The organism is Pseudoalteromonas sp. TAE56 (genome assembly GCF_000497955.1).
Taxonomy (GTDB): domain Bacteria; phylum Pseudomonadota; class Gammaproteobacteria; order Enterobacterales; family Alteromonadaceae; genus Pseudoalteromonas.
This window is the reverse complement of sequence record NZ_AUTN01000157.1, coordinates 59,316-71,513: the sequence shown is the minus strand read 5'-3', so window position 1 is coordinate 71,513 and position 12,198 is coordinate 59,316. Positions and strand designations below refer to the sequence as shown.

The 12,198-nt window shown below is 37.2% G+C and carries 12 protein-coding genes, 1 pseudogene and 1 riboswitch; of the genes and pseudogenes, 11 read left to right on the top strand and 2 right to left on the bottom strand.

Features of this window, described 5'->3' with window-relative positions; all coding sequences use genetic code 11:
* The first annotated feature begins 165 nt into the window (after positions 1-165).
* The 3 genes from L656_RS0120250 (at position 166) to L656_RS0120240 (ending at position 2,840) form a co-directional block, all read left to right on the top strand.
* Positions 166-717, top strand: a complete 552-nt coding sequence (locus L656_RS0120250; RefSeq protein WP_024600567.1) for an isochorismatase family protein — start codon at positions 166-168, stop codon at positions 715-717.
* A gap of 148 nt (positions 718-865) precedes the next feature.
* Positions 866-2,332 (top strand): methyl-accepting chemotaxis protein, encoded by a 1,467-nt coding sequence (locus L656_RS0120245; RefSeq protein ID WP_024600566.1) that lies wholly within the window; start codon positions 866-868, stop codon positions 2,330-2,332.
* Complete coding sequence (locus L656_RS0120240) at positions 2,316-2,840, top strand: DUF6436 domain-containing protein (protein WP_024600565.1); 525 nt, start codon at positions 2,316-2,318, stop codon at positions 2,838-2,840. The genes L656_RS0120245 and L656_RS0120240 overlap by 17 nt, the downstream gene beginning before the upstream one ends.
* A 61-nt stretch (positions 2,841-2,901) precedes the next feature.
* Here L656_RS0120240 and L656_RS0120235 read toward each other — a convergent pair whose 3' ends face one another.
* Positions 2,902-3,459, bottom strand: a complete 558-nt coding sequence (locus L656_RS0120235; protein WP_024600564.1) for a TMEM165/GDT1 family protein — start codon at positions 3,457-3,459, stop codon at positions 2,902-2,904.
* A gap of 56 nt (positions 3,460-3,515) precedes the next feature.
* Positions 3,516-3,618, bottom strand: a riboswitch (yybP-ykoY riboswitch).
* Between the two features lie 332 nt (positions 3,619-3,950).
* Here L656_RS0120235 and L656_RS0120230 point away from each other — a divergent pair.
* The 5 genes from L656_RS0120230 (at position 3,951) to L656_RS0120210 (ending at position 8,504) form a co-directional block, all read left to right on the top strand.
* On the top strand, positions 3,951-4,337 hold the full coding sequence (locus tag L656_RS0120230) for a hypothetical protein (protein WP_024600563.1): 387 nt from the start codon (positions 3,951-3,953) through the stop codon (positions 4,335-4,337).
* 59 nt (positions 4,338-4,396) lie between these two features.
* Positions 4,397-4,777 carry a VOC family protein gene (locus L656_RS0120225; RefSeq protein ID WP_024600562.1) on the top strand — a complete coding sequence of 127 codons (381 nt, stop codon included), beginning with the start codon at positions 4,397-4,399 and terminating at the stop codon, positions 4,775-4,777.
* Positions 4,778-4,935: 158 nt separating this feature from the next.
* Entirely contained in the window at positions 4,936-6,297 is a 1,362-nt protein-coding gene (locus tag L656_RS0120220) for a S41 family peptidase (protein WP_024600561.1), read from the top strand.
* Between the two features lie 268 nt (positions 6,298-6,565).
* Positions 6,566-7,735, top strand: a complete 1,170-nt coding sequence (locus L656_RS0120215) for an alpha/beta hydrolase (protein WP_024600560.1) — start codon at positions 6,566-6,568, stop codon at positions 7,733-7,735.
* Between the two features lie 340 nt (positions 7,736-8,075).
* Positions 8,076-8,504, top strand: a complete 429-nt coding sequence (locus tag L656_RS0120210; RefSeq protein WP_024600559.1) for a hypothetical protein — start codon at positions 8,076-8,078, stop codon at positions 8,502-8,504.
* 413 nt (positions 8,505-8,917) lie between these two features.
* On the opposite strand, the pseudogene L656_RS01000000122475 reads toward L656_RS0120210, so the two are convergent.
* Positions 8,918-10,070, bottom strand: a pseudogene (locus L656_RS01000000122475) (IS110 family transposase).
* Positions 10,071-10,194: 124 nt separating this feature from the next.
* Here L656_RS01000000122475 and L656_RS0120200 point away from each other — a divergent pair.
* From L656_RS0120200 to L656_RS0120190, 3 genes are all read left to right on the top strand, one after another.
* Entirely contained in the window at positions 10,195-10,593 is a 399-nt protein-coding gene (locus L656_RS0120200; RefSeq protein ID WP_024600558.1) for a hypothetical protein, read from the top strand.
* Between the two features lie 415 nt (positions 10,594-11,008).
* Positions 11,009-11,425: a hypothetical protein gene (locus L656_RS0120195; protein WP_024600557.1), complete on the top strand. Its 417-nt coding sequence runs from the start codon at positions 11,009-11,011 to the stop codon at positions 11,423-11,425.
* 126 nt (positions 11,426-11,551) lie between these two features.
* On the top strand, positions 11,552-12,160 hold the full coding sequence (locus tag L656_RS0120190; protein WP_024600556.1) for a tetratricopeptide repeat protein: 609 nt from the start codon (positions 11,552-11,554) through the stop codon (positions 12,158-12,160).
* Positions 12,161-12,198: the final 38 nt, after the last annotated feature.

Below are 12,198 nucleotides of genomic sequence, written 5' to 3'. Positions count from 1 at the left end.
TATAAACACTCTCAGTGGAGGATAGGATGATACTTAGCTAGATAGTAAATATAGCATAAGTTTTTATTTTTTAATTACAAATAATATACGTAAAGTTAAAAGTTCTATTTTCAAATAGTGAGCTAATCTAAATAGATAACAGTTAATGTTCATGAGGAGAGTATAGTGGTTTTATCTAATATTGATGTAAAAAACAGCGTATTATTAATAATAGACTTACAAGAGTTGCTTGCTCCTGCAATTAAAGATTTTCCGAATATTTTAAAAAGTACATTGCAGTTAGCGCAGGCAGGTATTATTCACGACGTCCCGGTCTTAATAACTGAGCAATATGTCAAAGGGTTGGGCGCGACTAATCAGCAAATTAAAAATACATTACCTAATGCTATGTATTTTCATAAAACGTACTTTAGTGCATGTGCAGAGCTTGGCTTTATTGATAAGTTAAAAAGCCATGATAAAAAGCAGGTTGTTGTTGTGGGCACTGAAGCGCATGTGTGTGTTTTACAAACATGCTTAGATTTAATAGAAAATGGTTTTGAGGTTATTGTCGTACACGATGGTATTGGCTCGAGAAATCCGCAACATAAAAACTTGGCAGTTGAGCAATTACGCCAAGCGGGTGCGGTAATTTCATGCGCTGAAATTGTTATTTTTCAATGGACAAAAAAAGCAGCAACGCCTACGTTTAAAAAAATACTGCCTATAATTAAGTAGACCACATGTATATAATGTAAATCAAATGTATTACTTTTTGGTGTGTCGGTAGTTTATTATTGTGTTCAGTGAACTGAAACTCGTTTTTACACGTATATTGCAGACTGCTTTATAAAACAACAATGCAAACAACAATTTTAAGGTTTTTATGTCTAGTATTGGCCGGTTATTTACAATTATTTTCAGTCTTTTGTTTGTCGAGTCTATCGCTATTGGCTTGTATTTCGACACATTAGCGCAGGCTTTTATGATAGGTTTGCCATTGTGTTTATTACCTATATGGCTTTTAAACACACAAGGGGACAGCCCTGTTACCCCGCATGTGATAGCTGCAGCCATAATGATGTTTTCTTTTTTGCACATACAACAAACTTTTGGGTTGATTGAAGTCCATTTTGAAATATTTATTTTAATGCCCATGTTAATTGTTTTTGTACAGTGGCGAGTGTTTATTACTGCAATTGTATTCGTGGCAGTTCATCATTTGTCTTTTTATTATTTACAAACTCAAAATACAGGATTTTATGTATTTGATCCTGACAGGCTTGCTTTTACTACGGTGCTTATTCATGCTGGATACGCAATAGTTGAAGTGTTAGTTGCAGGCTACATTGCCATAATGTTGCAACGCGAACGTCGTGCAGCTCTGTCTTTAAGTTATGCAACAGAGCAAATAATGAAAGACCCTGAAAACATAAAACTCTCTCTTCGCGCTGATGATACTAAAAGTGAAGCTGTAGCAGGTTTTAACACGTTACTAGATTACTTATCGGATGTTATTAAGCAGGTACAAACTCAATCTGAATCACTGCAAAAAAACTCACAAGAGCTTATACATGTTCATGATCAGTTGGCGGGTGGTGCAGTGCAGCGTACACAACAAACTGATGATATTGCTAATTCTGGCGCTCAAGTTGCTAATGGTTTTAAACTTGTAGAAGAAGAAAGTGAGGTGCTAAAGCGTCAAGTCGACCACATTACACAAGCTGCGAGCGACGCATTAAAAGAAGTTCTTCAAACAGATGCTAAAAGTAGAGAGCTATTAACACTACTTAACCATACTGAAGAAAAAATAAACCTCTTAGTGGCTGCGGGTGATGTTATTTCAGGTCTTCTAAATGAGATATCAGGTATTGCTGAGCAAACAAACTTACTTGCTTTAAATGCAGCTATTGAAGCTGCCCGTGCAGGCGAACATGGTCGAGGCTTTGCTGTTGTTGCTGATGAGGTAAGATCTTTGGCTAACCATAGTAAAGCAACAACAGATAAAATTAGTCTAACATTAAAAGATCTTGTTAATAATAGTAAAACGTCAACACAATCAATGAGTCAGTGTGTGAATTTTGTAGTTGATTTAACAAGTATTAGTGCTGCAATGAAAGAAAATATTTCAGCAATGAGCGAGCAAATAGCCGCAGTATCTTCAAGTTCTGATTCAGTTGCGCAAGTTGTAGCTGAGCAGGCAGGTAATACTGAATTAATAGCGAGCAGTACTGATACTATGCGACAAAATCAGTACCAAGATACGCAAATAGTGCAGCAGTTAACCGCTAAGGTGCAGTTAATCGATGTCAGTATTGATGTGTTAGAGCAAAGCATTGCCAAGTTTAAATAAATCTAACTCTTTCGTATTTTCGCTTATAGCTACATGGCTTATTTGTGTTGTTGCAGGGTTAGTTTATTTTCAATTAGAGCAGCTTAAACCGTTTGATAGCTCAAAAATTTTAATGCAAAAACATTGGTTTAGTAATTTTAAAAAGCAATTGGATTGGATTGATAGTGGTGAGCCGTCTTTAGTGCTTATAACAGAAAAAAACTGCGGGTGTACTATACAGGCTAAGCCACATATTTCATCGCTAACTTCTTTTGCTACGAATAAAGGCATGAAGATTGTGGAAGTTGAATTAACACCAATTCTTAAACACATTATTCCGGCAACGCCTGCTGCTGTTATTATTAACAAATCGGGTGAATTTGTTTATGCAGGGCCGCTCTCCGAAGGATTAGCTTGTGCTCAGGGAAGTGGTTTTGTTGAAACTGTGGTCACTAATTTAGCTGCAGGTTTTAACTCAAACCTCTTAATTACACAAACCAAGGGATGTTACTGTGTAAATAATGCATAAATAACGTGCAGAAAAAATTAAAGCTCGCACTTAAATTAACAGTTGCGAGCTTTAATATTTATTAAATTGTAACTAAGCCATAAATACCTAATGACACAAACACACAAGCAGCAATAGCACGTACGGTGTTTAGAGATATTCTTTTTAGTAATGCATTTCCGGCGTATATAACAGGGACATTAGCAATTAGCATACCTAACGTGGTTCCTACCGTTACCCAAAACACAGACTGATATTGTGCGCCTAGCAACACCGTCGCTATTTGTGTTTTATCACCAATTTCTGCAATAAAAAATAATACAAAAGCGACTAAAAAAGCTCCGTAGCTATCATATTTACTACTTACAGCTTCGTCCTTGTCTGGAACTAGCAACCAAAGTCCAACTACAATAAAGCTTATGTTTACAAGCCAAGGTAAATATTCAGAAGAAAAACTATTACTTAACCACAGCCCAAACCATGCTGATAAACCATGATTGAGTAAGGTTGCGGCTAAAATACCAAGAATAAGCGCGCCTTTATTACGAAAGCGGGCGGCTAATAGGAGCGATAAAAGCTGGGTTTTATCGCCTATTTCGGCAAGTGTGACAGTGACGGTTGAGGTTAAAAAAACTTCCATTATTGATTCTTACAGGCGGGNCCCGCCATGAGGATAGTGTCTACCTAGGTCTCGCCGATAACGCTTGCTACAACATTACAAACTTACCATGCACTTGAGGTGCAATTATGTTGATAAGTTTACTCATTACTGAGCGGGCTACTCCCCTAAGAGGCGTGCATTATTCCACAAAAATTTTGTGCGGTAAATATTAAGAATCATGCATAGTTAATTTATTCGGGAGTAATAACGTTAGCTTTTGGCAATTAGTTGATAGTCAGGAAAGTGCGATAAGCGGTCGGTCAGGGTTAATTATTATTAGCTAATAGATACTATGAGGAAACTTTTCCCTTTTACATAGTGAAATAAACTTCAACAATCATAATGTTTATAGCTGGCAATAGATTACACTATTTGCTATTAATATAAGTTCATTAAATAAGGATGTTTTCGCGCTAAAGTATGGGAAGTGTACTCTGATAAAGTTGTTATATCTCAAAAGGAGTTGAGTCATGCGGATTTATTGTTTAGCTCTATATTTCTTCTGTTCGGCTGTGTTTGCCACTAGCTGCTATATTACCGAAGAGCAACGCACTGAAAATAGCATCAAATACCAGGATCAAGTCGAAATCGAGATAACACTTTCAGATTCAGATTACTCAGTGATGATATCAATTCCTTCTCAAATAGGTGAACTCCCATTTCAAGGAGTCTTCCTTGTTACTGATAGCCTAGAGGACCCAACATTTTTCACTCAGCTTCAATCTTTCGAAGAAAATGGAAAAAATGTAGCCTGGTACACAATAAATACTGGTTTAATTCGCCGTCACTTTATCGTGGCTAGCTTCGGTGAGTGTAGTATGGATGTCTTCAGGGAAGTTTTATACCATGAAATATAACAAAACCACTCAATGCTCTCGCTTCACTCGCTAGGACGCTAGGTATACAAGGAGGTCCTGTGAATTTAAATCAAGTTACGTTACCTGTAAATAACATGGATAAAGCTACAGAGTTTTATCGTGCTCTAGGTTTTACTCAAATAGTTGATACACCTCATTATGCACGTTTTGAATGTCCTGAAGGAAATTCAACTTTTTCATTATCTTTAGAAAGCTCTGACTTTAAGAGTTGTACTGTTATCTATTTCGAACACGAAGAGTTAGATAGTTGGGTTGCTCAATTAAAGTCTAAAGGTCTTAATTTCGATCAAGAGCCAACGGATCAGAGTTATTTGTGGCGAGAAGCTGTTTTATATGATCCGTCTGGTAATAAAATTAAACTTTATTGGGCAGGCGAAAACCGCCTTAATCCACCTTGGCGTGTCGAAATGCGCACCTAACAACACGTCCTGAGGTGGACGACCAGTAAAATTTAGCTATTAATTGCGAACTTTAAAAATGGTGAGCCTTACTTATTTTAGCCAACAGCAATTTGCCGCTTAAGACAGCGTTCTGCGCTTAGTCTAGTTCGGTTGTGATTCACTATTAGGAGTAAACTTTGAATAAAGGGATTTTGTTATTTTTACTCACCGTACTTTGTACCATCAATTCTGCGAACTCCGCAGAGACAACTTGGAAAACCCAAGGTTATGGTTACGTTTTTCATACTGTGGACAATAAAACAACAGCCTTTGATTTAACAACTAAGCATTGTTTGGAAAACCACTTTATCACCGATGAGTTTGAACAAATCTCGTTCATTGAAGAAACACAAAAAGTGAATAAATATACTCGCTTACTTAACTTTGGTGGTTTGTTTCCGTTAAAGCTAACGAAATTAGATAGTTTACCCGCTCAATGTCAATCCGAAAAAATTGTTAGTATTAAAGACAAAAACTACGAATTTAATGCCAGTATTGTTCTTGACGTTCTAATGAATAATTTTGAAGAGCACTATGCATTTTCAAAAGATAAAGATATTAATTGGGTTGAGCAGAGAAAACTTTGGCAAAAAAGAATAACCTCAAAAACTACGCAAGATGAGCTATTTAGTATCATTGATGACTTTCTTAAAGAATTACGCGACGGTCATGCCATATTACTCAATCAAGAACTTGATAGGCTTTCACATTACTCACCAAGAAAGTGGTCATTTTGGGGTGAATTAAAAGCGCACTCAGTAAATTACCCTGAATACTCAACTTACTGGGAATTACATACCGCATTAATTGAAAAGTCTCAAGGAAACATTAAGAATTACATTGATAAAAACTATTCCACTCTTCAATATCACGATAATTTTACCTTAGCAAAAACGCCTCAAAATATTGCCTATTTAAAAATAAGTAACTTTGATGATTTCTCAAATAATGACGTAAAAGCAACAAAAGAGGTTATGGAGATATTTACGCCTATCATCAAACAAAGCAATGGTTTAATTATTGACTTACGTTTTAGTATGGGTGGAAGTGACTTAGTGGCATTTTCTATTTTATCTTACTTAATAGATTCAGAATTAGCCTTGGGGGGTAAACAGTTTAAAACATCGACAGGTTACAGTGAACTTCAAAAAATTGTTGTCGCTCCATCAAAAATTAATAATTACACAGGAAGCATTGTTGTTCTAATTAGTCAAAAAACACCTAGTGCGGCTGAAGTATTTCTTTTGGGTTTACAAGCAAGGGGCAATGTTACTTTTATTGGTGAAAGAAGCTACGGAGCTTTTAGCGATACGTTAACAAAAGCTTTGCCTAATGGGTGGGGGATCACATTATCAAATGAAAGGTATCTCAATTCTCATGGGGAAAATTATGAAAACATTGGATTGCCTGTAGATCATGAATTTGTATTTCTTAATGTGAACAATATTGAAAGCGGAACAGATGTGCAGCTTAATGAGGCAATTAAAGCTTTTAGATAGGTGCATTCGGCGTATAACAAGGCGTAACTAATGTCCGCTGTTGGCACTTTTGCGAAGTTCGGTAGAAATTAGGATGACATCCATATTAACTGGGATAGCTTTGTTTGTTCAATTAAGGTGGTTGTCTGGTTTAATTTTTAATTGCATTAAGGCAATTGCTTTTATTGCATGACCTAATTAAATTATCTTTATATGGCCCCCTTAATCGCTTTTCATTAAAGTTATTATTCGGCAACTTATCTCGAAAAAACGGTAAACAGGGAATTTTATGAACTACCTAAAAAAGCTAAGGCTCCTCGCCATAATCATTTGTCTCTTGCCTCTATTTTCTGCCAATGCTGTCATTGTTAAAGAACACATAATTAACTCTAAGACGTTGGGAGAAAAGCAAAACGTCACCGTTTATCTGCCAGATAATTATGGTGACTTTCCGGATTATAAATATCCAGTTTATTATTTTCTGGATGGCAAATATTACAAGGACATGATTCAGGGGGTTATGTCATCCTATTACGAGAATGGTTTGGCACCATCCATGATATTGGTTGCAATTGAAAACGAAAGCAGAATTAGGGATTACACACCGACTGAACATGTCGAATACAAACAAGGTGGTGGTGCGGATGTCTTTTTGGATTACATAGAGAGAGAGCTGATTCCCTTTGTCGATAAGCACTACCAAGCCTCTGATTTTAAAACCTTAAATGGACACTCTCTTGGCGGGCTTTTTTCTTTGCATGCAATGCACTCCCGACCGGGGCTGTTTACTGCCCATGTAGCATTAAGTCCTTCTATCCACTGGGGCAATAAAGTCACATTGCCTAAACTGAAAAGGTACCTGTCTTCACAAGACAATTTGAATCAGTTTCTTTATGTCAATCTAGGAGATGAAGGCTTTCAGGTGATTGACGATTCGGCAATAGCTATGCGTGAGGGATTTTTAGAATTAAAGGCATTTCTAGAAGAAACCAAACCCAACGGCCTCAGATTTAAGATAGAACATTTGCAAACGCTGCCCCACGTAGCGACGCTAATGACTGGTCTGGTTAATTCCACCAATGAATTGTATCGCAACTGGTCAGTACCTTTTAGAGTTTTTACAGAGGGACCTGAAGGTTTTGATAAGCATTTTAAGCTGCTGTCGCAAGACTTATTCCAGGAGATCAAACCTCGAAAAGGTGCGATCAATTTTGCTTCATATTATATTACAGGGCTTGATTCGCCCGAAAAAGGCATGGAGCTGTTGCAATATAACGCAGGGCTTTATTCAGATTCTGCATGGGTGTTGCTTAATCTGGCCAAAGGCTACGAAGAGAGAGGGGATCAAGATAAGGCTAAACAGCAAGCTATGCTGGCTCTTGGGAAAATCAAAAGCCATGAAGAAAACCTCAAAACCACTATCGATGAGTTTATTGCGGGGTTTGATACAGAGGAATAGATATGTAGGTATGCTAAAGGAGTCAACCCTTGATTTTATGTATCAAAAAACAACACCGCCCCGAATTGGCACTTTGGCGAAGTCCGCCTAGAGCGAGGAGCGGACACTGAAAAGTTAAATTTATTACTACTTCTTTGAGTAGGAGCCTAATTTTGTCCGATAACATTATTAAACGCCGCTTTGGGGAAAAATAACATGCTTAATATCTGGCTATTTTAATTACTTGTTTACAAAGGCAATTATTGGTGAAATTATCGGGATATGTAATATACGCCGTTTTGGTGTGTTATGAACCACCAAAATGGTGTTCAATAAGCTGTTAGGGTTTACGGAGAAACTGGTGCATATCAAATCTATTATTTTTATTATTTCACTTTTATCGTTTTCATCATTTGCAAATGATATTAGTGAATTCTGGGCAGCCGAGCCTGAATATTTAAAAGTTGTTAAAATCAATGTGTCCCAACTTTATAATAAAAATCCTGATTTACATGTCCTCGAATTTTCGATTAAACGTGACACTACAAAAATTGAAACAGACAATGAGTATTTTATTTACCTTAAAGCACTAGATAAAGCAGATATAACCTTAGATCCCGATCCTAATGTTCAGGCTTGGGCAAAATCCGAAGGTATTGAGGCAAATGAAATTGCTGTTTACAGTGCGATCTTCAAGTTACCCAAAGGTGAGTTTAAGCCTTATATGCTATCGGTCATTCAATCTCGTGCTTTTTTAAATAATAAATGGGCGGAGTTGGTAAAGCCCTAACAAAGCAAATCAACTAGGACACGTAACAGTTGGCAACGTTTCGCTACACAATTTTAGCCAACCATTACTTAGCCTGTTATTTAGGCGTTGGTATGACTCCCACTGTCAAGTTAAACGCACTGATCCCTGCCTAACTTTTTAAGCCATAATTACTTTAGCTCGAATTAGAGCGAGTTAATACATAGGATGAAGCAAGTAATGTCGTCGGTTATCTTGCTGATATTCGTTGGTTATTACTATTTCTAGTAACAGAGCAGACCTTACTTATTGCGTCCTGTGGCGGTCACCGATGGCACCTGTCTTCAGTCTATGTTCGTGGTTCAATGCAGCGTTAGCTACATTGCCATCCTAACGCCGTCGGTGGTTGTGCCACACCCGATGCTTGATCCCATGCATTAACTCTAATTCGTTTATCATGCGGGTACTCTTGCCAATCTAAGTTTTGTATTCACTGGCGTAAGCACCACTTCTTTTGCAATAGCCCATATGTACGCAATCATTTCTCGGGCAATGGCGGTAACAACCAGATTGTAGTGTTTCCCTTTGGCTATCATTTTGTTATAGCGTTTGCAGAGCCTAATCTGTGCTTTCCACGCAATATCAATAATGTCCTTTGGTAAGCCTTCTTGTCGTTTTTGCATATCGGTCGATATATTTGCCGCATACCTATAAGTGTGTGCACCTTCCACAAGAAGGCGTCTTGCTCGGCCATTTCCGCATTTTGTGATGGCGCCAATATGGCGTTTGCCACCACTCGAGTGTTCACTGGGTACAAGACCGAGATAACTCATTAATTTACGGGGATGGTCGAAACGCGATAAATCGCCAAGCTCAGCAACAACGCCGGTGGCGACCAACAAACGGACACCACGCATAGCTTGTATTGCTTTGACAACAGGATAATAACGCCACTGGTGAACGTGGTGTGTTAGTTCATTGTCTAGCCGTTCAAGTCGGCTTATTCGTTCGGTAATTGTGTGTAAAAACTCTTGTAAGACGATGTGCTGAGCGGGGGGGCAGCACAAGCTCAGTAAGCCAACGTAAATGTTTTTGTGACCAATTCGCAGTGCCTTTGTAATTGATATTATTGCGAAGCAACAGCGCCTTTAATTAATATTTAGCATCTTTTAAGTCCTTCATTGCCACTTCGCGTGCACGAGATAAATCGCGTACAGCTTCATCTTCAGGCTCGGGAACATAGATAGGTGTTAAATCTTCAGACTTAAGTAATTTAGCAAGCTTAAGAGCATCACGTTTATCGGTTTTAATCTTCTCACCAGGTTTTTTAGGAATAAGAGAGGGCGCCACCACGTAACAGCAATGGCCGAGGCTGGTAATTAACCTGTAAATCCAATAACCACATGGGCCTGCTTCATAAACAAAATGAAGTGTTGCGCCAGGGTATTTCGGTTCGAACTGACGAACAAGCTTTTGAACGGCCACTTTGGAAGACGAAACTCGGCCAAGATGAACAGGTTGCGCACCTCTATGTTCTTCAATATAGGCGACTTCATTGAATTCTTTATGTGTATCAAGACCGATAAAAAGTATGCTATGTTTATTCATGTTAGCCTCTGCTGTTTAGTTAATTGACAAACTAATTATGGCTCTGGCTTTGAATTAAGCTAACCCACGAAAAGCGGAGGCTAACACCGTGTGGGAGTCATTATGTCTATGTTTTTTTCAAACTATGAGTAAATTTAAAGTTTTGTTAATTCCAGTAGCTACTTTACTAGGAGCGCTATTAGGTTATTTTCTAGCACCGCCACAACCACTTTATCCCTTTGCAGGTGAAAAGCATGAACTTGAACTCATTTACTATATTGAGCTTCATATAATCATTTATTTAGGTTTCTTTTCAGCATGCTTCACATTTTTATCTTCTAAGCTCCTCAATACTTCCATAAGTTTAGCCATAGGTTCATTAATTTCAGTTGGTTTATTTATTGGCTCAATAGATGATTTAAGGAGCGGAGCTATACCTTATTACAGTTTTCGCGAAATAGTTGTATATATTGTTGGTTGTATTTCTTGGTATGGTATAGTTTATTTGTTAAGTAGCTTTTCTAATAAAAACAAAGTGGTATAAACACATAACAAGACGTTAAAGGCTTCCATTTTGGGCCTCCTAGGGGTAAAGTGAAAGAATAGATAGTGATTAATAGTGTTTCTCGCAGGTCTTATAGATAGTCGACTTTACGACAACCCCTGAGTATGCGTATTGAAACAAATTACTCCTGTTGATCCAAAGTCTTGTTACAAACATTAATTGTTTCCGCTCAAATATTGGTAATCAACAGAAGCATATTCCATGTATTAATGAGATAGGTAAATACATTAATTAATGGAACGGAGTAACTATAAGTTACTCAAACGGACGCTAAACAGTTGGCTAGCTTCGTTCCTCGCAATTTTAGCCAACAATTTCGCGCCGCTTAGTAGGCGTTAGGTACTTCATAGTGTTTAGGTGTAATTTTCAAGTTTTATTGATATCAATTATTGGAATGCCATTCATTGCATCAGCGCAAGATGATAAATTGTGCGAACACTTAATTTCCTTTGCTAGCAAATCAAAAGTCGGCAAACCTTTAAAGGTAAAATTGATTAATGATTTGGCTAACTTCTCAAAGAGCTGTGAACATAATGAGACAGAGGAAGGTAAGGAGTTCTGCAATTACTTAATAAAAAACACTTCAACTGAATTTATGGATATTAATCTATCAAGAGTGCTGAGTTGTAGTGTAAATGATTTTAATCTTGGTAGTGTTCACCTAAATAAAATATCAGGTGAATTTTCAGTATTTGAAACACCTAGACTAAACCAAGACATTACATTGAATATAAACTTTTCAATTGGCGACGATGTAATAAATGACTTTATAGAAATCAAGACTGAGAATGAGAATGAGCCTGTAGAATAAGTACCTCACAAGCGCATGAAATTCGACTTCACAAACTGTCCGATTTTTTGCGAAAAATAAACGGTGCAAAAATACGTCCAACATGTTCCGCAATTTATGCGGGCGTTATGTAACTATGAGTAAACTATGAAATTTGTATTCTTATTAATCTTTCTTTCTATTAATGCGCACGCAGAAAAATCGAATTTGAATGATGTTGTAAATAAAATTAAATCTGATAAAAGCTATACAATTTTAAGTACTCAATGTCCCACTGAATTCTTTCCTGAATCGGGTGTACTTTATAAAAACCATATAGATTACTGCTCAACTAATCTTAATTCATGCTTAAAACTATGTAATGACGGTGACGCTAATTATTGTTTATCGTTAGCAAATTACACTCAGGGCAAAACCGAAGGTGAATATTATTCTGAAGCTTTATTTTCAAAATCTTGTAAATTAGGCCAAGTTAGCGCATGTACAAATAGAGCTTCAGGCTTAATTAAATATAATGGTGATTCATCTTTAATCTGTGCAGTTAAGACTTTTGAACTTTCTTGTTCTAAAAATGATGCGTGGGGCTGTACAATGTATGGGGCTTATTTGGCTCAAGGTAAAGGCGTTGAACGAGATTTTGATAAAGCTTTAAAAGTGCTTGAGGTTGGTTGTCAAAATGGAATTCAAGATCCTGCTTGCCAAAACGCACAAAATATTAGCAATCAAATTAAAGCTGTATTATCTAAAAGTGAATGAAATAGGGCGTTACATAACAAGATAATTGGACTCCCAAC